The sequence below is a fragment of the Roseibium aggregatum genome (assembly GCF_017309185.1).
In the GTDB taxonomy this organism is placed as follows: domain Bacteria; phylum Pseudomonadota; class Alphaproteobacteria; order Rhizobiales; family Stappiaceae; genus Roseibium; species Roseibium aggregatum_B.
This window is the reverse complement of the sequence record NZ_JAEKJZ010000001.1, coordinates 1,878,522-1,900,700: the sequence shown is the minus strand read 5'-3', so window position 1 is coordinate 1,900,700 and position 22,179 is coordinate 1,878,522. Positions and strand designations below refer to the sequence as shown.

Below are 22,179 nucleotides of genomic sequence, written 5' to 3'. Positions count from 1 at the left end.
GAGAAGCGGCATTTCCGGCTCCGGAGAAAGGAAAGATCCGATGCCCCGTTTTACACTTCTGCGATGCGCCGCTCTGGCCGCCACCTGTCTGCCGTTCGGCCTGGGCCTTGCGCCCTATTCGACACAGGCGGAAGGCTGGACCTATATGGATGACCGCTCGACGCCTCAGAAACTGGTCGAGAGTTACTATTACGCCATCAGCAACAAGTTATACGTCCAGGCCTACAGCTATTTTCAGGCCGAAGATGCGCCCGCAGACTTCGACAAGTGGGTGAAAGGCTATGCCGGGACGGAGACCGTGCAGGTCAAGTTTGGAGAAACGGAGCCCGATCCGGGCGCCGGGCAGATCTACTGGGCGCTTCCGGTGGCTCTGGAAGCCAAGCAGACGAATGGCTCCACCAAGGTCTTCACCGGCTGTTACAAGATCCACATGATCAATATCGGCATGCAGGCCGACCCGCCCTACCAGCCCATGGGCATTGTCTCGGCAAAGCTTGCCGAGACAAAGGAGAGCTTTTCCAAGGCACAGCCTGGAAGCTGCTGACGCAGACCTGACAGCCGGCCCAGCGCGCCCGCAAGCTATCCTCGCCGGCGGCCCCGGCGGCGGCCGGTCCCGTCACCGCCTTCGGCCCGCGCAGCATCCGCCGCCTTGTTGGGGGGCGAGACCAGCGGTCCGATTTCGGCAATGACCTCATCGAGGGTCGGGCGCGTTCCGGCCCGGTGCGCGTCAAGCGCCGCGCGCATGGCCGCCAGATGAACCGGCGACGTTCCGCAGCATCCGCCGACGATCCGGGCGCCGGCGTCCAACGCCATATGGGCATATTTCGCCATCAGTTCGGGCGTGCCGGTATAGACGACCTCATCCCCCTTGATCTGCGGAATGCCGCAATTGGCCTTGGCGACGACAAACGCCTCCGGATAGGCTGCCGTAATGTCCATGATCGCGGCCAGGAGGTCCGATGCCCCGACCCCGCAGTTGGAGCCGATCGCGACAGGCGTGCAGGCAAACTGGGACTGAAGGTCTCCGAGCCCTGTCGGCGACAGGCCCATCATGGTCTTGCCCGCCGTATCGAAGCTCGCGGTCAGCACCAGCGGCAGGTCGAACTCCTTCGCCGCCTCGGCAGCCGCTTTCATTTCCTCAACCGCGGACATGGTCTCGACCCACAGAATATCCGCTCCACCTTCCACAAGACCTTCGATCTGCTCACGAAAGGCAGCGACACCGTCCTCGTAGCTGAGTGCGCCGAGCGGCTGGAAGAGTTCGCCGGTCGGACCGATGGACCCGCCGATGAGGACTTCGCGATCGACCGTCGCAGCCACTTCCTTTGCAAGTTTCACGGCAGCGATGTTGAGTTCCTTCACCCTGCCCTCGGCCTTGTGCAGCTTCAGCCGGTGCCTGTTGCAGCCGAATGTGTTGGTCAGGATGATGTCCGACCCGGCATCGACGAACGACTGGTGCAGCGCCTTGATCTTTTCAGGCTCGTCCGTGTTCCAGAGTTCCGGCGCATCGCCCGAAACGAGCCCCATCTCGAACAGATTGGTTCCCGTCGCCCCGTCGGCGAGAAGTGCCCCTTTCCGGGCCAGAAGATCTTCCAGTTTGGACATTCGTCAGTCTTTCGTCTTTGTACGTGGCGATCCGTTCTGAACGGCCTATCCCGCAATAGCAGACCCCGCGCGGAAGTCCACGCGGGGTTTGAGGTCATCTCCGGACTCTGCCGTATCGACGGCTCCCCGGCAGGGTCCAGCCGGCGGTTTCCCGACCCGACAGGTCAGGAGCGCGGCTTCAGGTTTTCCGGATCGTAGAGCGGTTTGTAGCCGACTGCGACCACTTCAACCGGATAGGTTTCGGAGAAGTATTCGACATTGAGCTTGCGGCCGACCTCGCAATAATCCTGCGGCAGGTAGGCCAGCGCGATGTTCTTGCCAAGCGTCGGTCCGTAGGCAATCGAGGTCGTGTAGGACAGGCGGCCAAGGCTATCGACAAGCGTCTTGCCGGTTTCCGGATCCATGACCGGCAGGGCACCGACGGGAAAGCGCTCGATGCCGTTCCCATCGGTGTTTTCCGTCATCACGAGGGTGCAGAGCATGGCCGGCTGCTTGTCGCGCGCCCTGTATTTCAGATGCTTGGCCTTGCCCCGGAAATCGGCTTCCTTCACCTTTGGCCTAGCCAGATCCGCCTCGTAGAGATTGTACTGGGTCAGAAGGTCGGCATTCTGCAAGCGCAGGCTCTTTTCCATTCGGCGCGAGTTGGCGTAGGTCTCGACGCCGACCGCCATGACGCCGACGGCGCGCAGAGCGTCCCAAACCGCAAGGCCGTCCTCGTATTTCATGTGCAGTTCCCACCCCTGCTCGCCAACGTAGGAAAGCCGAAGGGCGGAGACCGGCTTGCCTGCGATTTCGATCTGCCGGATGGCCGCAAAGGGGAAGTTTTCAGGGTCGAGCGCTGCCGGGTCGGCAACGACCTTTTTCAGGTTCTCACGCGCGTTCGGCCCCCAGATGCCGATGGTGGTGAACTGTTCGCTCACATCGGTGACGGTGACGTCGAAGCCTTTGTCCTCCGCAATGCGCTTCACATAGTGGAAGTCGCGCGGGCCGGCGTCGGCGCCGTCGACGATGCGGCAGCGGTCGGCCATGCGGAACACCGTCAGATCGGCGCGAACATTGCCCTCGTCATCGAGAAAATGGGTGTAAATGCCCTTGCCGACATTGGCGTCGCCGCCGATTCTGGCCGCGCACAGCCATTCCAGCAGAGCAACATGGTCTGGCCCTTCGACGTCGAACATGAAGAAGTGCGACAGGTTGATGAGGCCGCAATCTTCGCTCAGCGCCAGGTGTTCGGCATTTGACACGCGCCAGAAATGCCGGCTGTCCCATTCGTTTTCGCGGACCGGGACCCGGTCGCCGTATTTTTCCAGCAGCGGTTCGTTGGCGGCATAGCCGTGAGCGCGTTCCCAGCCGCCGAGCTCCATGAAATAGCCGCCGAGTTCAACCTCCCGCTCATAGAATGGCGAGCGTTTGACGTTCCGTCCCGTCGCGTAGGGTTCGCGCGGATGGATCGCCGGGAAATAGATCTTCTGGGCGGCTTCGTAGCAGCGGCCCTCGATGAATTCCTCGGTCAGCTGATGCCCATAGAAGCGGGAATAGTCGATGGATGCGTGATCGATTTCAGTTCGGCCGTCGGTCATCCAGTCGGCGATCAGTTTGCCGTATCCCGGCCCGTCCTTTACCCAGATGGCGACGCAATACCAGAGTCCACGGACCTTCTGGCTCTCGCCGCAGGACGGACCGCCGGCGGCAGAAACCTGCAGAAGACCGTTGAAGGAATGACCCTCGTTGTAGCCGATTTCGCCCAGGATCGGCGTCAGTTCCATGGCGCGTTCGAGCGGTTCGATGACCTGCTCCATCTCCAGATCGCGCTGCGAGGGCGACAGGCGCGCCTGATCCTTTTCCAGCAGATCGCGCGGGTGGCACATACGCGGGTTGTCCGTTTCGTAATAACCCCACTCGATCTGGCCGCCCTCTGTCGTCTTCGGGTCGCCGGTGTCGCGCATGTAGGCGGAATTGCCCTGGTCGCGCAGAAGCGGAAAACCGATGTCCTTTCCGGTGCCTTCAAACTCGTTGTAGGGACCGAAAAAGGTGAGCGGATGATCGACCGGCATGACCGGCAGGTCTTCGCCGACCATTTCGGCGATCAGCCGGCCCCAGAGACCGGCACAGACGATGACATGATCGGCCAGGATGGTTCCGCGATGGGTGACGACGCCCTTGATGCGGCCATCTTCCACCAGCAACGACTGCGCGGGCGTGTTGGCGAAGACCTTGAGCTTGCCGCTTTTCTCGCCTTCATCCACCAGCTTGCCGGCAACCGTCTGCGACCGCGGCACCACGAGGCCGGCATCCGGATCGAACATGCCGCCCTGAACCATGTCCTCTTCGATGAGCGGGAACATTTCCTTGATTTCTGCCGGATTGACGAGGCGGACGTTGGTGCCGAAGGCCTTGCCGGAGGTTACCTTTCGCTTGATCTCCTCCATCCAGGCATCGTCGCCGGTCCTGGCGACTTCAAGGCCGCCGACCCGCGCGTAGTGGCCCATCTTGTCGAAGAAATCGATGGAATACTGGGTGGTCCAGACCGACAGGTAGTCGTGGCTCGTCGTGTAGCAGAAGTCCGAAGCATGCGCCGTCGAGCCGATATCGGTCGGAATCCCGGACTTGTCGATGCCAACGATATCGTCCCAGCCGCGTTCGATAAGGTGATGCGCCACCGAAGCGCCGACAATGCCGCCCAGACCGACGATGACGACTTTTGCCCTGTCAGGAAATGCTGACATCTTTCATTCCTTTTCACTATTACCGAAGGCTCCGCGCCGCCAGTGCAGCACTCCCGATTTGACCAGCCACGGCGAATTTCCCGTCCTCTCGATGGGCACTATCGCGACAGATTATTCGCGAAAATAGCTCAATTGCGTCATGGCGGCAGCATCACCGCGACACGCCTCCGCGAAATAGCGACACATGCTGCCGTTCCGCCTTCTCCTCCGGCTGCGCCACGTACCCGGGCGCAGTCAACCCGGAAATTTCCAACACGCCCTTCATGCCGGATTTAGAGTAGGGTAAGACGCTTCTGGACCCGGACCGTCGCATGACTTGAGAAAGACTGCGACACACGAAATACCAATTTGGGAGCGAAGACATGTCAGACGCCGCACCGTCAGGCCGCCGAGGAAGATCCGCACGCCGCGAACGCCGGCAGGCCGGATCCGGCGGTCAGGCCGTTCCCTACATCTCCCGCAACATTCCGGTTTACGATGTCTTGAGCGACGAAGGCGCACAACGAGTCGAGGCGAACGCCGACCGGATTCTTGCCGAAATCGGCCTGGAATTCCGCGAAGATCCGGAGGTTTTGAACATCTGGAAAATCGCCGGAGCCGAAATCGACGGCGAGCGCGTGCGTTTTCCGAAGGGCATGCTGTGCGAGATCCTCAAGACCGCTCCTTCGCAGTTCACCCAACACGCGCGCAATCCTGCCCGAAGCGTCGAAATCGGTGGCAACAACCTGGTGTTCGCCCCGGTCTACGGTCCCCCTTTCGTGACCGATCTCGACCAGGGCCGCCGATACGGCACCATCGAGGATTTCCGGAACTTCGTGAAACTGGCCTACATGTCGCCATGGATGCACCATTCTGGCGGGACGGTGTGCGAACCGGTGGACTTGCCGGTGAACAAGCGGCATTTCGACATGGTCTATGCTCATATCAAGCATTCGGACAAACCGTTCATGGGCTCCGTGACCGCTCCCGAACGGGCGGAAGATTCCGTGCGGATGGCGCAGATCGCCTTTGGCGAGGACTTCGTCGACCAGAATTGCGTGATGATCCAACTCATCAACGCCAACTCGCCGCTCGTCTTCGACGCGACGATGCTCGGTGCATTGAAGGTCTACGCGCGCAACAACCAGGCCTGTATCGTTTCGCCCTTTATTCTGGCCGGCGCGATGAGCCCGGTCACCGTTGCCGGAACACTCTCCCAGGTTCTGGCCGAGGCCATGGCGGGCTGTGCCCTCACCCAGCTGATCCGCCCCGGGGCTCCCGTCGTCTTCGGCGCCTTCGTCAGTTCCATTTCCATGCAGTCCGGCGCTCCGACCTTCGGCAGCCCGGAGGGCTCGCTTCTTTTGAACGGCGCCGCCAAGCTGGCCCGGCGGCTCAACTTGCCTTTCCGCTCCGGCGGCTCCTTCACAGCCTCCAAACTTCCGGATGCCCAGTCGGCGCAGGAATCCGCCCAGACCATTCTGGCCACCGTGCAATCCGGAGTGAACTTCTGCCTCCACGCCGCCGGCTGGCTCGAAGGCGGTTTGTGTTCGTCCTACGAAAAATTCGTCATGGATGCCGACCAGCTCGGCATGATGCATGTGCTGGCGAAAGGCATTGACGTTTCGGAGGAAAGCCTCGCGATGGATGCGTTGCAGGAGGTCGGGCCCGGCGGTCACTTCCTCGGGGCCGCGCACACGCAACGCAATTTCGAAAGCGCCTTTTACCGCTCGTCTATCGCCGACAACAATTCCTACGAACAGTGGCTTTCCGACGGCGAACTCGACTCCGCACGGCGCGCCAACCTGCGCTGGAAGGAACAGCTCAGAGCCTATACGGGTCCGGAGCTCGACCCCGGTGTCGACGAAGCCCTGCAGGCCTTCATGGCCGAACGCAAGGCGTCGTTCCCGGACAGCAACGTCTAGGAGTTTTCTCCGGAACAAGGAGACTGCGGGCCTGTGACTTTGGTGTAACACCCGGCCCGCAATTCCTGACTCCCGGAACCATTTCCGGCTCGCGGTCTTTAGTTCGATAAACAGGACAGACTACCCTGTCTCAACTGTCCTGTGTGCGATCCCCTGGGCGAGAGGAAATCGATGTCCGCTTCCGATCAGACTGCCGACTGTCAAACCGTAACCCGTCTGGCAAGGGAGCTGACTGACTGGCTCACTCAAAAAGCCCTGCCGACATGGCTGTCCTGCGGCACCGACTTCGAAAAGGGCGAGTGTTACGAAGCGATTGACGTGCTCACCCGCGAACCCGTTTCCGTGCCACGCCGGGCGCGCGTTGTCCCCAGGCAGATCTATTCGTTCCTGGCCGGCGCCGATCTCGGCTGGAGCGGACCCGCAGGCGAAATGGCCGGAAACCTCCAGGCCTGGTACCTGGACCGTTACTTCACCGAAGAGGGTTTTGCCGTGGGAGCCGTCGGCATCGACAACCGTGTCACAGACGGCGTCTTCGATCTCTACAATCAGGTATTCGCGCTGTTCGGCTTCGCTCAGGTGGCAAAGACGCTTCCTTCGTTGAAAAACGAGTCGGTCGACCGTGCGACCAATTTGCTCAACTTTCTGATCGATCACTATCGCCACCCTGAAGCCGGTTTCCGGGAAGCCAATCCGGACAGACGGCCTCTGTGTTCCAATCCGCACATGCACCTGTTCGAGGCCTGTCTGGCCTGGGAGGCCATTTCGGACGATCCGGCGTGGTCCGAACTTGCGGATGAAATCGCGGAATTGGCGCTGACACGGTTCATCGACCCGATCAACGGCGGCTTGCGGGAGTTCTTCGACCTGGACTGGACGCCGATGCCAGACGACACAGGCCGGGTCATGGAGCCGGGCCACCAGTTCGAGTGGGCTTGGCTCCTCACCCGCTGGGGAAGCTCCCGGAAGGATGCCGGCGCGCTGATCGCTGCCCGCCGACTTTACGATATCGGCTGGACCTATGGCATCGACGAAAGCCGGGGCGTGACGTTCATGTCGCTCAACGACGATTTTTCCGTCCGCGATCCGCTCGCGCGGCTTTGGGGCCAAACCGAATGGATCAAGGCGGCGGTCGGATTGGTCAGGGTCTCGACAGGTCCGGAACGGGCTGCCTATCTTTCCGATATTCCCGACGCGGTTCGCGCGCTTCAGATCTTTTTCGAAGGTGTGCCCGACGGACTGTGGCGGGACAAGATGAAGCAGGATGGCACTTTTGTGGAGGAAGCAGCGCCTGCCAGCTCCCTCTATCACATTGTCTGCGCTATCGCGGAACTCAATGAATTCGTGAACAGCGCCTGACAGCGGCGGCATCTGTCCGAAGATCGTGACGGAAGCTGAGAGGAAAATGACGCAAACGGTCTTTTTCATTTTCCAACGGCGTTCTATAGCTGTGCGCCGAAAACGACGTCTTTTGCAAAAGAACAATCGGGAGGCGGCATGCCCCAGGCAAAAATCATTGACGGAAAAGCCATAGCGGACTCCGTCAGAGAGGAAATCGCGCGCCGCGCGGCTGCATTGCTGAAGGCCACCGGCAAGCGTCCGGGCCTGGCGGTCGTTCTGGTCGGCGAGGATCCGGCGAGCCAGGTCTATGTCCGCAACAAGGACCGCGCCGCGGAGGCCTGCGGTTTTCACTCGGTCAAACACACGCTCGCGACCGAAACAGGCGAAGAAGACGTTCTCGACCTTGTCGAGAAGCTCAACAACGATCCGGACATTCACGGCATCCTGGTGCAGTTGCCCCTGCCCCCGCATATCGACGAAAGCAAAGTGCTGCGCCTGATCCGTCCCGAAAAGGACGTCGATGGCTTTCATCCGATCAACGTCGGCCTTCTTACAGCCGGTGAACGCGACAGCGCTCTGGTTCCCTGCACGCCGGCCGGCAGCCTCGTGCTCTTGAAACGCACTCTCGGCGAACCCCTGGCCGGGTTGAGCGCCGTCGTTGTCGGGCGCTCCAACATCGTTGGCAAACCGATGGCAAGTCTGCTGCTTCAGGAAAGTTGCACCGTCACCATTGCTCACAGCCGCACGAAGGACCTTGCCGACGTTGTGCGTTCTGCGGATATCACGGTCGCCGCGGTCGGACGGCCGGAGATGATCAAAGGCAGCTGGATCAAGCCCGGCGCGACCGTGATCGACGTCGGCATCAACAGGATCCCGGCTCCCGAACGCGGCGAAGGGAAAACCCGGCTTGTCGGCGATGTCGCCTTTGACGAAGCTGTTGAAGTGGCGGGTGCCATTACGCCGGTCCCGGGTGGGGTCGGACCGATGACCATTGCCATGCTGATGGTGAACACCCTGACAGCAGCCCGACGCCTTCTGGGTCTTCCCGAAGAAGATGCGCTCTTTTGAAAACACCCCGTAAAAGCTAAACTCTTGATGCCCCTTCGTACTTGCGTTGGATACTGAGCCATGGTCTATCGTGGTTCAGTAAACCTTAACCATGGCATCCTAATCTGCTCAGGTAGGGGCTGCGTAAGCAGTTTGGCGGGATCTTAAGCGACATTTAGTATCCATCCGGCCAGGCCAATTCGACAGGCGGCAGTAAGTGAAGGGTCTACCGTCCTGCAAGTCCGACTTCTGTTCGGACGTGCATCATAGCGCGAAATCGGCACTGGCTGCGGGATTGGCAGCCGGAACCCTTTTACATGTCCGGGCTCTCTTCACCTCCGTTCTGGTTTGCCTGGCTCTGTTACTGGCCGCTCCCCCCGCGCACTCCTTTGAATTGTTCGGCTGGAATCCGTTCGGCTCCAAAGAAGAAGATACCGAAGCGGTGCCCGATCCCTTGCCTTACGAGGCAGAGCTGTCCGTTTCCGGGGACAGTGACGATCTGGCTTCCGGCCTGAAAAGCGCGTCTTTGCTGCTTCAACAACAGAACAAGCCGCCGTCCGGCGAAGCCGGCCTGATTGCCCGTGCGCTTTCGGACCGGGAACGGCTGGTTGCCAAACTTTACGCGGACGCCAGGTATGGCGGCACCGTAGATATCAAACTCGCAGGCATTCCGCTTGAAACAGCGCTTGAACAGAGCGACCTTCCGAATGCCAGGCCGGTCAAGGTCGTCATCCTGGTCAGCCCCGGTCCCGCGTTCACATTCGGCGACGTCGCGATTTCAGCGCGCGGCGGCGAACTTTCCACGGACCCGTCTTTCTGGGAGCTCTCCCGCGGGGATCCTGCAGGCTCGGGCAAGATCCTGACGGCGGAAGGCCGGATCGTGAACGTCTTGCGCGGACGCGGCTATCCCAAGGCCAAGATCGCCGAGCGCCGGATCACCGCCGACCACTCCAGTAACACTCTGGCTGTCACGCTGATCGCGGACGCCGGCCCGCAGGCCCGTTTCGGCGCCGTATCCGTTACCGGGACGGAAGTCACGGACCCTGATTTCGTCATTCAGCAGGCCATGCTGCCCGAGGGGGGCATCTATTCGCCCGAGGACCTGGCCCGTGCCCGCAAACGTCTGAACGAACTTGGCATCTTTTCGTCCATCAGACTCGTCGAGGGCAACATTGAGGGTCCGGACGGAGCCTTGCCCATTACAATCGAAGTCAGCGAGCGCAAACGTCATGTCATCGGCGCCGGTGCATCCTGGTCCAGCACCGAGGGTTTCGGGCTTGAAGGATATTGGAGGCGCCGGAACCTGTTTGGCCGCGGAGAACTTCTGTCGGTCGAAGGCTCCATCGGGCGGATCGGCACCGAGAGCTTCGAAAATCAGGAATACTCCGCAAAGATTGCTTTCGAAAAACCGGGCGTTTTCGGTCCGCTGACCAGCTTTTCCACGAGCCTGGAAGCAAAGCAGGAAAATCCGGACGCCTATAAAAGCAAATCGGTGACCTACAACGCCTTTTTGAACCGGCAGTTTTCGGAGACCTTGAACGGACGGGCCGGCGCGGAAGTCTTCTACTCTTATGACGAGGATGCTTTCGGCGACAACGACTATCTGCTGGTCGGCCTCCCGGCGGATCTGACGTTCGACAACCGGGACGACAAGCTCAATCCCTCCAAGGGGATCTTCGCCGCCCTGTTCGCTGAACCGGCCTATGACACCCTGAACTCGAACGCGATGGGGTTCGTGAAGGGTACTGTTTCGAGCTATTACGCGCTGGACGAGGCCAAGCGCTTCATTCTGGCAGGAAAGGTGACTGCAGGGTCGATTGTCGCGCCCTCCGTCGAAGCGGTGCCGGCCAGCCGGCGCTTCATCGCCGGCGGTGGTGGTTCCATTCGCGGTTACGCCTATCGCAACGTCGGACCGAGGCTAAACGGCGAAGTCATCGGCGGCCGCTCCCTGATCGAATTGTCCGGCGAAGTCCGTGTCCGGATCACGGAAACGATCGGCATCGTCGGTTTTGTAGACGCCGGGAACGCCTACGAAGACAGCGTTCCGGACTTTTCGGAAGAGCTGAAGGTGGGCGTCGGCGCCGGCCTGCGCTACTTTACTCCCATAGGCCCGCTTCGAATCGATGCGGCCATTCCGCTGGACCCGGATCAGGACGATCCGGATTTCGCGTTGTACGTTGGGTTGAGCCAGGCGTTTTAATACCTATGCGACTTTTAAGTCTCTTACTGCGGATCTTCGGATTCCTGCTGGCGCTTGTCGTCATAACGCCACTCGCCGCGATCGGCCTGCTGCAGGTTCAGGCAGGACGTACTCTCGTGTCCAGCGTCGTCAGCAACCTCGCGTCCACCGATGCGCAGACGATTACGGTCGAGGATCTCTACATGAGCTTCGGCCTGAATGCCGATGTCGGCCGGATTTCGGTCGGCGATCAGGAGGGCGCCTGGCTCAACACGAGCGGTATTTCCCTCAACTGGCATCCGCTTCAGCTCATCTCCGGCGATCTGGACATCACCTCCTTGTCCGTCGAGCGGATTGACATGCTCAGGCTGCCCGCCGAGCAGCAGACGGCCGCGACCGGTGATGAGACGGAGAGCTCTGACGCCGGAGGGTTTTCCCTTCCCGTGAATGTCTCGCTGTCCCAGCTTACAATCGACGAGATCAATGTAGCGGAACCGGTTCTTGGCGCCCCCGTATCACTTTCCGCCTCCGGGTCGGGATCCTTCGCGCTCGACCCCGCCTTGATCACCGCAGACCTCGGAGTGCACAGGATCGACGGGATCGAAGCCGGCCTGAACGCGAAAGCCGCGTTCGAACCCGCGTCGGAAACGCTTGCTTTCGATGTCAGAGTGTCCGAACCGCGCGGCGGACTGGCGGCGCGATTGCTGGACGTTCCGGATCTTCCCGCCGTTGACCTGGTCTTGCAAGGCGACGGTCCCTTGACCGATTGGGCAGCCAAACTTGAGCTTGCCCTGGACAACCGGAAAACCGTCACCGGCTCGGCCAGTCTCAAGGAAACGCCAACCGGCCGCACCCTTGATTTCGACCTTGATGGCGATCTCACGGCACTTGCTCCTCCAGCCGCGCAAGCCTTCGTTCTCGGCACAACGCACGCGAAGGGAAGTGCGGCCCTGTCTCCGGAATTCGCACCACGCTCCGCACAGCTCTCGCTAAGCACCCAGACCGTTTCGCTGGAAGCAAACGCGGCCCTCGGCAACAACACTCTCGACGCCCGGACCTCTCTCTCCGTAAGCGCGGGCGACAACGCCCTGATCGCCGTCGACCTTTCAGACCGGCGTGTCGCATTCGGTCCGCTGAAGATCGAAGCCTCGGTCTCAGGGGAGCGAACTGCGGCCGACTGGTCCGTGCAGGTCGATCTCGCCTCCCTTCAGACCACGGAAGCCAGAACCGGCGCGTTCACACTGCAGGCCTCCGGAAAGGGCGCGGACCTGTCGCCGGAGGTTCTGACAACGCCATTCGCGCTTGAAATGAAGATCGCTGCCCTGAAAGGCCTGATCCAGCAAACCGAGCCGCTTTCGGGACCGGTGTCCCTCAGGGCCGCCGGCACGGCGGATGGCGGAAAACAGACGGCTCACCTCTCCGATCTTGCAATCGATACCCAGGTCGGGACGGTCACGCTGAACGACAGCCGGTTTTCAGCCGAGAAGGTTTCCACTCAGGGCCGGCTTTCCCTGGCTGACCTTTCGAAATTCGCAGGTCTTGCGGGCCGCGAGCTTGGCGGCAGCGTTGCGGCATCGTTTTCCGCAGACCTTGACCCCACGGCTGTAGACGGGTCAGCCGCCATTGCCCTTGTCACACGGGACTTGATCACCGGAACGGCCCAGGCCGATGCGCTTCTTACCGGAGAAAGCCGGATCGACGCGTCGATCCGGCTGAACGGGCAAGACGACATCGCGGCCGAAAGCCTTGCCCTGAAGAACGAGGCACTCGATGTGTCCGGCAAGGCGGCCTATCGGGACAACACGCTGACATCCGACCTTTCCGCCAGCCTCGCCGATCTCTCGAAAGTCGATCCTCAACTCGGCGGCAGCGTCAAGCTGAAGGCGACCACCTCCGGACCGGTCGCTGCGCTCAAGGTCAAGGCGGATGCGTCTTCGGACGAAATCCTGTTGTCAGGCACCCCTCTGAGAAACCTGGCATTTTCCGCCGACGCCACGGCAGACCCCAAGGCTCCGACGGCCGTCGTCAAGAGCTCGGCTTCCCTGAACGGCCAACCGATCGAGGTCGATGTCGAGCTTACCAGCCGGGATGGCGGCGCTCAGATCTCTCCTCTTTCGATTGCCTTGGCCGGAAACACCATCTCTGGAGATCTCGCCATCGTGGATCTCGCCAATCCGGTGGAAACGCTGGAAGGCAACCTGAAGATCGATGCCCCGGATCTCGCCTCACTGTCGCCACTGGTTCTGACGGATATCGGCGGGCGCCTGCAAGGAACAGTCACCGCCGATCCAGATGGCAAAACCCTCTCGCTGGATGTCACCGGAACCGATATCGAAGTTCCGTCGGTCAGTATCGGGACGGTAAAACTCAAGGCCGATCTGGCGGCCCCTTACGCCGCTGAAACGGTCACCGCGGACATTCTCGTTTCCGAGTTGATCACCGACGCAACGCCGATCCACAGCGCCAAGATAACGGCGAAGCCGGACAACGGCGGCACCGCTCTGACGGCCGATGTGAAAATGGATGAGAGCGGTAAGGACGGCTTGACGCTGACGAGCCGTTTCAGCCAGCCGGAGTCTGGCGGCTACCTCCTGGCACTTTCGCAACTGGCGATGCGCTATCAGGGGATTTCCAGTGAACTGAAAAACCCGACCACCGTCTCCTATTCCAATGGCAATGCGGTGATCGAACCATTGGAACTGCAACTCGGCAACGGTTCCTTCGCGGTTTCCGGCACGGCGGGACAGACCCTCGATCTCAACGCCGAGCTCAAGGAAGTTCCGCTGAATCTCGCCAACGCCTTCGTGTCCTCGCTCGGGCTCGGCGGCAGCCTGTCGGGGACCGTGTCCGCCAAGGGCAGTGCAAGCGCGCCTGAGGCCAACTGGTCGATCACGGGCGGCGGCCTCATCGCCAAACAGCTGAAAGACAACGGGCTGTCGGCCCTGACCTTGAAATCGACCGGAAGCCTCAAGGACGATCAGATCTCCCAATCCACCAGCGTTACGAATTCCGGTGGCCTCGACCTCAAGACGTCGGGAACGGTCGGATTGGCGGCACCCAACGCTCTGGCGATAACGCTCGACGGCACGGTTCCGACCGCCGCCATAAAGAAACCCATGCTGGAGGCAGGCATTCGCGCCGACGGCGCCATTTCCCTGAAGGGGACCGTGAGCGGGTCTGCCAAGGCTCCGACCTATCAGATCACAGCGACGCCCGTGGGGCTGAAAGTCACCAGTCTTTCGACGGGCCTGACCGTTCAAAATATCCAGGGGTCCGCGACGGCGACACAGGACCGGGCCTCGCTCGACGGCATCCGCGGCGAGCTTGCGACCGGGGGGACATTGGCGGCGTCCGGAACGGTCGGCCTGAAGAACGACTTTCCGGCCGATCTGTCGATCAAGCTGGACGAGGGGCGCTATATCGATCCGGGACTTGTAACGGCCAGTGTCGACGCTGACGTCAAGATTGCCGGGCCCCTCGCCTCGCCGAGCGCGTCCGCGCTCATTTCGGGGAAAGTGAACATCAACAAGGCGGATATTTCCGTGCCGGAATATCTGCCCGGCAGTATCCCTCCGGTGGACGTCCGGCACGTCAACGCCTCCAGGGCCGTCCGCGAGCAGGTCGCGGAGCTTGGCGGCGAGACGAAACAAAGCCAGGCGCAACAGAAGAGCAATCCGCCCCGGCTGAATATCGTGCTGTCCGCGCCCGGCCGGATCTTTGTTCGCGGCCGGGGACTCGACGCCGAACTGCAAGGCAATCTGAACGTGGTCGGAACCACCGCCGATCCGCAGGCCATCGGGGCCTTTTCGCTCAAGCGCGGCCAGCTCGATATTCTGACCCGCCGTCTCGTCTTCTCAGAGGGAACCGCGACCTTCGATGGTTCCCTGTCCCCGATCCTTAATTTCGTGGCCACAACAACGGTGAGCGACACCACCATCACGGTAACGGTCAGCGGCGAGGCGGACGATCCTCAAATTGCTTTCAGTTCGTCACCGGAGTTGCCCCAGGACGAGGTTCTTGCGCTGCTGTTGTTCGGGAAAAGCGTCGGCAACCTTTCCGCCACCCAGGTGGCCCGCCTTGCCGCCGCCATCGCGACCTTGACCGGTGGAAGCGACAACGGCCCTCTCGCCCAGATCCGGAAGTCACTGGGCCTCGATGCCATCGACATCAACACCGATGGCGACGAAGGCCCGTCCGTGGCGGTCGGCAAATACATTAACGACAACATCTATCTCGGCGTCGAACAGGGAACCGGTTCAGATTCCAGCCGCGTGAAGGTCGATATCGATCTGGACAGGGGGCTGAAAGTCCGGGGCGAAGTCGGCGCGGACGGATCTTCAAAAGCCGGGATTTTCTTCGAGAAGGAATACTAATTCCAATGCTCGCGATCAATTTCCCTTGGAGCAGCCTTGGTCCGCGCGGCGTCATTTTTCACGAGCCACTGGCCGAAACACGCCCCAGTCTGACCCGGACGCGACAATTCTCCATGGCTGCGGTTGCGGTGCACAGAGGTAACGTGCGAGTGTGCCCGCCATGACCCACCCTTTCAAAAACACGCCCCCATCCCATTCCGGGGACCCCGATCAACAGGCTTTGGAACGCCAAGAAGCCGACGGGAGTTCGGTTATGTCTTCCAAGAGCAGTGACTACACACTCGGCGAACGTATCTGCAAGGCCCGAGACGTTTCAGGCCTGTCCACGGCGCAATTGGCGCGACGGCTCGGCATCAAGACCTCCACGCTGCACAGCTGGGAATCGGACCGCTCCGAACCGCGTTCCAACAAGCTTGTTCTTCTTGCCGGCCTATTGAACGTCAGCCCAACCTGGCTGCTCGTCGGCCGGGGCACGCCCCCGGTCATGGACGAACCGGCTTCGGCGGATCTCGACGGCGTGAGGGTTGCTCTGGACCGGCTCCAAAGACAGGCCCAGGGACTTGCCGACGAGATCGCGGCGTTACAGGAACGGCTCAACGGATCCTGACCCGGGCAAACGGACCTCGAAAACGGTCAGCAAGGCTCCCTGCGGATCTTTTCGGTCCTAGATGCCTGTCTCCTCGGACCGTTCTCCGGCCAGCAGAAGAAGATCCCGGTACATTTCCGCAGGGACCGAAAGACCGGCACGGGTGGCTGCCTCACGTGCTTCCAGTCTACGGCTGCCCGGCATGCGGGCGCCGTCCGTCTGTTCGATCTCCTCGAACAAAACCGCGATCCTTTGCCAGTATGCTTCGTTCGACGTCACGCCCGGGTCGATCGCCAGAATGGTCTGAGAGAGATTCGGCGGCTCTCCTTTTCCATCGAACAGGCCACTGGCCTCGAAACCGAAATGCGCGCCGACGAGCGCCGCCGACAACACTTCGATCATCATGGCCAGGGCGGCTCCCTTGGCCTCCCCGATCGGGATCATCGTCCCTTTCATGGCATCGGCAGCGTTTGTTGTCGGTTGACCTTTTTCATCGAGCGCCCAGCCTTCCGGAATGGATTTCCCGGTGCGCTCGGCTGCCATGATCTTGCCCTTCGCAACCCTCGAGACCGCGAAATCGATCACCAGAGGCGGCATTCCCTCCGGGCCCGGCGCCGCGAAGCAAATCGGGTTGGTGCCGAAAAGCGCGCGGGAACCGCCCCAGGGCGCGACGGCCTTCGGAGCATTGCCGAAAATCATGGCCACAAGGCCGTTTTCCGCCAGACGTTCGCAATGCGCCCCGCCTTGTCCGAAATGGTGCGATCTTCCGATTGCGGCGAGTGCGACGCCGTTGGCCCGAGCCATCGCAGGCAGTTTTTCAAGAGCGAGCTCGATCGCGGGATAGGCAAAGCCGAATCCCGCATCGATCCGCAAAACGCCGGGCTTGACGAGTTCAGCGGAAGGAACAGCCCCGCCGCGAACCTTGCTCGTTCGCACCTGCTCGACATAGGACGGAATTCGCGACAGACCGTGCCCCGGCTGTCCGGAAGCCTCCGCCGCGACCAGCGCGCGCGCGACGGGCCTGGCGTTTTCCGGCGCCGTCCCCGCCGCGATCAACGCGGCCTCGGCCAGTCGCTGTGCCTCCGCGATTGAGAGTGTTTTTTTCAATGGATTGTCGAACCCCGTGCTGCAGTTACTCGGGCCATCATGAACAAGACGTCTTCAGCTCCGGATATTGGCCTGCCGAAGCAAGAAGCGCAGACAGTTCTATAGCTGACATCGGACGGCCATAAAGGTATCCCTGACCGTACTGACAGCCCAGCTCGCACAATTTCCGAGCCTGGTCCGGTGTTTCAATCCCTTCGACCAAAACGGACATATTGTTGCCCGAGGCGAGATGCAACACGGCCTCGATGATTGCAATGTCTTTTTCGCTGTCGATATTTTCGCGAACGAAAGAACGGTCCAGTTTGATTTTTGAAAACGGATACTTGGGTATGTATCCGAGCGAAGAATACCCCGTTCCGAAATCGTCCAGCGAGAAACTGCAGCCAAGAGCCTTCAACTCTTCCATGCAAAACCGCAGATCCAGGCTTTCGTCGATAAACAGAGACTCCGTGATCTCCAGATCCAGTCGCCCCGCAGGGAAATTTGTCCGGTCCAGAGCTTCAATGACCGTCGACACAACGTTGCCGCGGCTGAACTGAATGGCCGATACGTTTACGGACAGCCGCAACGCATCGGATAGTGTCATCGCTTCCTTCATGGCCCTGTTCAAAACCCAGGCCCCCAGTTCGACGATGTAACCGTTCTCCTCGGCGATGGGAATGAACTCGACCGGTGAGATTGACCCCATCAGTCGATGCTCCCATCGCAGCAGGGCCTCGGCTCCGACAATTGCGCCATCCTTCAGATCGACAAGCGGCTGATAAACCACTCTCAACTCGTCCCGCACGATTGCCTTGAACAGTTCGGTTTCCAGTTTCCGGCGTCTTTCCAGGGCTTCGTTCATTTCGGGACGGAATGCCAGAACGGCGCTTCGCGTTTCCCGGCGCACCCTGGAGAGCGCGTTTCCGGACGCCTTGAGAACCTCATCGGCCGCCATCGGACCGTTGGATCGTACATAACCGAATTTCAGCTGCACGGTAATGCGGGAGCCATCAAGGGAATAATCTTCCCCAACGACTCGCTCCACCGTTTCGACAAAGGATTCCTCGAAATCAGCATCTGGATCGATTGCCAGTGCGCCAGCAAACACATCGGCCGTGATTGCCGACCAGACCACCTCATGCTCCAGATAGTTTTTTAGCCGTGAAGCAACCGCATGCCGAATCTTGTCTCCGAAAGAAAACCCTAGCGACGCGATGATCTGGTCCAGATTGATAATGGCAAACTGGACCACGAGAAGATCCCGGCCGCTCGTCCTCGTTCCCGCGGCCAACTTGGTGAGTTCGTCTTCGAAACCGGCCCGGTTCAGGAGGCCTGTAATCGGGTTGAACCTGGCCAGATATTTCAACTGCGCGGCAGATTCACGCTCTTCGGTCACATCGCGGCAGGTCAGACAGGCAACGGCTTGCGTTTCCACCTGTCGGCGCCGGTCTGCTTTCGCAACTGCTCTTTCAGAGCGGGTGACGACATACTCAATGTATCTGTGTTTCTCCCCGTGCCGATGCAGCACCGAAATCTTGGGAACCGGTACAGTTGTGGATTGCATCGCGAGCACGGAATTGGCTTCGTCGACAAGGTCCTGCGGCAAGAGGTCGGCGGCGGCCTTGCCCACCGGTTCGTGACACTTGAACAGAGTGCGCGCCACCTGACTTGCGGCGGTGATCCTTCCTTGCGCATTCAAGACGACAATCGCGTCGAAACTGTCATCGAACACGAGCCCGAGCATCCGTTCACTGTTCCGCTTGCCGATGGTGGTGACATGCAGGAGAATCTTGTGAAATCCGAGTTCACGGAACACGACGCCGGCAGCGGCGATGAGGAGCGCAATATGCGCGCTCGCGGTCGAGGCCAGGAGAGTTTCGTTCTTGTGGAGTGCGAAGGCGATGACTTCGATCACCACGGCGCATAGCCCCAGGATCACGACCTTGACCCGCCATCCGTCAATGCTGGTCATCATGAGCAGCAACAAGACAATGAGCACTCCGGCGACAGCGACCCCTTCCCCGCCGATTGTCAGCGCACGGTTCTGGATCAGCGTCTCGGCGCCAAGCGCCTGGATAAGGCTACCGGGCAGCAAATCGAAGACCGGAACAGCGAACAGATCACGAAGCTCAAGCGCACTCGCACCGACGATAACCTTTCTTCCCGCGAACGTTTCCTCATCCGCAGCGGCGTTCAGAGCATCGATCAGGGAAACGCGCGGCAACTGGTCGATCGCTATCCCGAAATCCAGCGTGAACGCACCTGCAGGGTCTCCGGAATACCCGCTCATGTAAGAGGCAACGGAAAGTTCTGTTGTTCCGCCAATGTCATAGCCATAAAGGTTTCGCCAGATCCGGCTGTCGTCCTCCATCGGCACCATCACCACCACCGGCCATGCATTTTCCAGGAACATATCCAGTGGTCGATTGATGATCTGGCCAGAGTCCGGATCGGCTGTGGCTGATTGGAGAAAGACGGCAAGGCTTACGTTTCCGGCCCGTTCGATCGCCGAGGCGAAAATTCTGTCTTCCTCGGCATCGGAAGCGGAGCTGAAATCAACGTCGAAAACGATTTCCTCAGCACCTGCCGCGTTCAATCTGTCAATCAGGTCGGCGTAAATGCGCCGTGGCAACGGCCAGACGCCAAGCTGGTCGAGGCTCCTGGCGTCAATGTCGACCATGACGATTTCGCCGGACACGGGTCGCTGGTCCAGGCTGAACCGTGTTTCCCACAGATAACGGTCAAATTCGGCTGTAAGCCCCCATGCGCGCATAGCCAGAACACCCGCCACGATAATGAGTGTCAGGATCATTGCGTTCGTGGCGCATCTCATTCCTTGTTTGAAGGACTTCAGCACTCTCTCTAACCAAATTCCCGTTTGAACCGGGGTCGTTGATCATCACCCCCGGTCTTGATCCCATCGCTCGCTCTCAAGGAAGCAGCAGTCCGCAACGTCGAACGGCCAACGGCTCTCCCGGAGCCGACTGCCTGACGTGCGTTACTTGTTTTTTCCGTTGGCATTGCCGTTGCCGTTGCCACCGGCATTGCTGTTGCCCGAATTGCCGTTGCCATTGCCATTCCCGCCAGCGTTGCTGTTTGAGGAATTCCCGTTGCCATTCCCGCCGGCATTGCTGCTGCTCGAGCTTCCGTTGCCTTTGCCTCCGGCATTGTTGTTGCCCGATCCGGAATTGGAATTCGACCCCGCCGACTTGCCGGAGTTGTTCGAGGCGCCGGATAGGGGGCCGGTCTGAGCGTTGAACAGAGGAGCCCGCTTTTTTCCAGGGCGGGTCTTGGGGCGCGTCGCCCCACCCACGGACAAGCCAGCCTTTCTTCCAGGCTCACTGGAAGCGCTTTGTCCCGCACCCAAATCAACGCGTTCACCGGACGCAAAATCTTCCACCGCGACCAGCCCCCTTTCGACGGAGACTTGTGCCTGTCTGGAACTGACCGAAACGCCAAATCGCGTTCCTTTCACGACCGCAGCCAAAAACGGCGTTTCAACTGAAAAATGGGGTCTCGCTCGCTTTTGAACATCGATCGTCAAATTACCCTTGCGCTGCAGAAGTGTTGTCTTCCGTCCCTTGCTGAGCTGTTTCGACAGTGCAAACGTCGTGTTGGGACCGACGGATATCGTCTCTTTGCCGCGAACAATCAGTGCACGACCGCCGGCGCGCGTGCCCATAGTGTAGCCCTTTTCGAAGACCATGCCTTTCTTGACGCGAAAAGCCTGGACGCCCGGGGCGACGAAGTAGACAACGCCGGATACCCGATTGACCACCCACTCTTCCGCAAAAGCAGTTGCCCCGTTAAACGCGGCAATCGACAATATTAGAACCTGGACAGCAAAAATCCTGCCGAGGCTCGGTGCCGCGGCACCGGTAAAAATCGGATTTCCAAGTTTATTCATCACTTCCAAAGTCTGTCGAACGAACACCAAAGACATCGAGGCATCACCTTAGATCAGCTACTCGTCGAACCTTGACAAGGCGTCACTTAACTTGAAGTGAACCAGTAGAAAAAACGCAATAGATTATTGTTATTTTTTACAATGACAATTAAAAAACTTGAAAATTACGGTGAATACTTCAACAACAAATTCAGAATTCGCCTTACGAACAATGAGATAGAACCCTCATTCCAGTGTCCTATGGGACAGGCGCCCAGCCTTGAAAAAAGGCCCTGGAGTTGAAGCAATCTGACGTCTTCCAGAAACCCTAACGATCAGCCGACCTTGTCTGACAGAAGCCCCCGACGCCGCAAGGGCTACTTGTTTTTACCGTTGCCGTTGCCGTTGCCGTTGCCGTTGCCGTTACCGTTGCCATTGCCATTGCCGTTGCCGTTGCCGTTACCGTTTCCATTGCCGTTGCCGTTGGAATTTCCGTTGCTGTTACCGTTTCCATTGCCGTTGCCGTTGGAATTTCCGTTGCTGTTACCGGATTTTCCGTTGTTGCTGGAGTTGCTATTCGCCTTTCCACCGGATGAGGCCGAGGTGTTTTTGCTGCCCTTGGCCTTGCCTGTTTTGGACTGGCTGTTGGCTGCCTTGGCCTGGCTCGCCGATACCGGCACATTTCTGATGACGCGCGTCTTGAAGGCTGGCGCTCTTTTTGCCCCCGCCTTGACCGCGGGCTTGTTCTTGCCTCGAACGTTCAATCCCACACTGCGCGAGGGAGCGGAACTCGCGGACTGGCCAGCACCGACATCAGCCGTTTCGCCTGAGGCAAAGTCATGAACATTAACGAGACCGCGCCCGACAGAAACGGAGGCGCTCCGACGGCCGACATTGACCGTAAACTTCGTCCCCTTCACCACTGCCGCCAGCAAGGGCGTCTCCACTCTGAAATGCCGATACCACCGTCGCTTTACATCGACCTCAATTCGGCCCCGGTCCTGATAAACGACCGTTTTCCTTACAAAAAGCCCCTTGGCCTCAAGCGTTGCCACGGTGTTCGGCGCAAGTGAGAAATTTTCCTGTCCCCGCGAGATCTTCACTCTGCCGCTGCCGGTATTCACCTTCCAGCCCCTGCGGATTTTCATGCCGCGCTCGAGCGCGATTGTTTCGCCGTCTTTCGTCTCAACGACAACATTTCCCCTGACCCGCTCAACCTGCCAGTGCCATCCGGGAGAAGTCCCCGACTGGTCCTCCGACCTGGCTTCCACGGACGTAAAGGCCAGAAGGACGACGGCAACGAGCAACGATGCGATCGATCGCACTGTTTCGCCAACTCCCACCGGGAAGCCGGCGACCATGGCACCGGACCTATTGTCTATTTGAGAGAAGTCGCAAGAGCACAGCTTTGCCATAGGGAACGCCCCGCACCAGATATTACATCTGGCG

At 60.1% G+C, this 22,179-nt stretch carries 13 protein-coding genes; 7 read left to right on the top strand and 6 right to left on the bottom strand.

Annotation, left to right across the window (positions count from 1 at the left end; genetic code table 11):
* Nucleotides 1-40 precede the first annotated feature (40 nt).
* The gene (locus JF539_RS08200) at nucleotides 41-544 is read left to right on the top strand and encodes a hypothetical protein (RefSeq protein ID WP_209017049.1); all 504 of its coding nucleotides are present in this window, start codon (nucleotides 41-43) and stop codon (nucleotides 542-544) included.
* 35 nt (nucleotides 545-579) lie between these two features.
* On the opposite strand, the gene bmt is transcribed toward JF539_RS08200, so the two are convergent.
* Together bmt and JF539_RS08190 are read right to left on the bottom strand one after the other, a co-directional pair.
* Nucleotides 580-1,605: a betaine--homocysteine S-methyltransferase gene (gene bmt / locus JF539_RS08195; protein WP_207139809.1), complete on the bottom strand. Its 1,026-nt coding sequence runs from the start codon at nucleotides 1,603-1,605 to the stop codon at nucleotides 580-582.
* A 164-nt stretch (nucleotides 1,606-1,769) separates the two neighbouring features.
* The gene (locus JF539_RS08190) at nucleotides 1,770-4,331 is read right to left on the bottom strand and encodes a GcvT family protein (RefSeq protein WP_207139808.1); all 2,562 of its coding nucleotides are present in this window, start codon (nucleotides 4,329-4,331) and stop codon (nucleotides 1,770-1,772) included.
* Nucleotides 4,332-4,693: 362 nt separating this feature from the next.
* Here JF539_RS08190 and JF539_RS08185 point away from each other — a divergent pair, with 362 nt between their 5' ends.
* From JF539_RS08185 to JF539_RS08160, 6 genes are all read left to right on the top strand, one after another.
* Nucleotides 4,694-6,232 carry a trimethylamine methyltransferase family protein gene (locus tag JF539_RS08185; RefSeq protein ID WP_207139807.1) on the top strand — a complete coding sequence of 513 codons (1,539 nt, stop codon included), beginning with the start codon at nucleotides 4,694-4,696 and terminating at the stop codon, nucleotides 6,230-6,232.
* Between the two features lie 171 nt (nucleotides 6,233-6,403).
* On the top strand, nucleotides 6,404-7,588 hold the full coding sequence (locus JF539_RS08180; protein WP_207139806.1) for an AGE family epimerase/isomerase: 1,185 nt from the start codon (nucleotides 6,404-6,406) through the stop codon (nucleotides 7,586-7,588).
* A gap of 138 nt (nucleotides 7,589-7,726) precedes the next feature.
* Complete coding sequence (folD, locus tag JF539_RS08175; RefSeq protein WP_207139805.1) at nucleotides 7,727-8,638, top strand: bifunctional methylenetetrahydrofolate dehydrogenase/methenyltetrahydrofolate cyclohydrolase FolD; 912 nt, start codon at nucleotides 7,727-7,729, stop codon at nucleotides 8,636-8,638.
* Between the two features lie 196 nt (nucleotides 8,639-8,834).
* A complete protein-coding gene (locus JF539_RS08170) occupies nucleotides 8,835-10,817 on the top strand; it encodes an autotransporter assembly complex protein TamA (protein WP_209017048.1) in 1,983 nt (660 codons plus the stop codon).
* 5 nt (nucleotides 10,818-10,822) lie between these two features.
* Complete coding sequence (locus tag JF539_RS08165) at nucleotides 10,823-15,169, top strand: translocation/assembly module TamB domain-containing protein (protein ID WP_207139804.1); 4,347 nt, start codon at nucleotides 10,823-10,825, stop codon at nucleotides 15,167-15,169.
* A 253-nt stretch (nucleotides 15,170-15,422) separates the two neighbouring features.
* Entirely contained in the window at nucleotides 15,423-15,776 is a 354-nt protein-coding gene (locus JF539_RS08160) for a helix-turn-helix domain-containing protein (protein WP_209017047.1), read from the top strand.
* Nucleotides 15,777-15,833: 57 nt separating this feature from the next.
* On the opposite strand, the gene JF539_RS08155 is transcribed toward JF539_RS08160, so the two are convergent.
* The 4 genes from JF539_RS08155 to JF539_RS08140 form a co-directional block, all read right to left on the bottom strand.
* Entirely contained in the window at nucleotides 15,834-16,862 is a 1,029-nt protein-coding gene (locus JF539_RS08155; RefSeq protein WP_207139802.1) for an Ldh family oxidoreductase, read from the bottom strand.
* Nucleotides 16,863-16,899: 37 nt separating this feature from the next.
* Nucleotides 16,900-19,656, bottom strand: coding sequence for an EAL domain-containing protein (locus JF539_RS08150; protein ID WP_207139801.1), 2,757 nt, complete (start codon nucleotides 19,654-19,656; stop codon nucleotides 16,900-16,902).
* Between the two features lie 186 nt (nucleotides 19,657-19,842).
* On the bottom strand, nucleotides 19,843-20,787 hold the full coding sequence (locus tag JF539_RS08145; RefSeq protein WP_209017046.1) for a FecR family protein: 945 nt from the start codon (nucleotides 20,785-20,787) through the stop codon (nucleotides 19,843-19,845).
* Nucleotides 20,788-21,107: 320 nt separating this feature from the next.
* Complete coding sequence (locus JF539_RS08140) at nucleotides 21,108-21,854, bottom strand: FecR domain-containing protein (RefSeq protein WP_207139800.1); 747 nt, start codon at nucleotides 21,852-21,854, stop codon at nucleotides 21,108-21,110.
* Between the last annotated feature and the right edge of the window lie 325 nt (nucleotides 21,855-22,179).

Coding starts and splice junctions, on each gene's coding strand:
- JF539_RS08185 (WP_207139807.1), top strand. CDS start 4,694: ATGTCAGACGCCGCACCGTCAGGCCGCCGAGGAAGATCCGCACGCCGC.
- bmt (WP_207139809.1), bottom strand. CDS start 1,605: ATGTCCAAACTGGAAGATCTTCTGGCCCGGAAAGGGGCACTTCTCGCC.
- JF539_RS08165 (WP_207139804.1), top strand. CDS start 10,823: ATGCGACTTTTAAGTCTCTTACTGCGGATCTTCGGATTCCTGCTGGCG.
- JF539_RS08200 (WP_209017049.1), top strand. CDS start 41: ATGCCCCGTTTTACACTTCTGCGATGCGCCGCTCTGGCCGCCACCTGT.
- folD (WP_207139805.1), top strand. CDS start 7,727: ATGCCCCAGGCAAAAATCATTGACGGAAAAGCCATAGCGGACTCCGTC.
- JF539_RS08145 (WP_209017046.1), bottom strand. CDS start 20,787: ATGTCTTTGGTGTTCGTTCGACAGACTTTGGAAGTGATGAATAAACTT.
- JF539_RS08150 (WP_207139801.1), bottom strand. CDS start 19,656: ATGATCCTGACACTCATTATCGTGGCGGGTGTTCTGGCTATGCGCGCA.
- JF539_RS08160 (WP_209017047.1), top strand. CDS start 15,423: ATGTCTTCCAAGAGCAGTGACTACACACTCGGCGAACGTATCTGCAAG.
- JF539_RS08190 (WP_207139808.1), bottom strand. CDS start 4,331: ATGTCAGCATTTCCTGACAGGGCAAAAGTCGTCATCGTCGGTCTGGGC.
- JF539_RS08180 (WP_207139806.1), top strand. CDS start 6,404: ATGTCCGCTTCCGATCAGACTGCCGACTGTCAAACCGTAACCCGTCTG.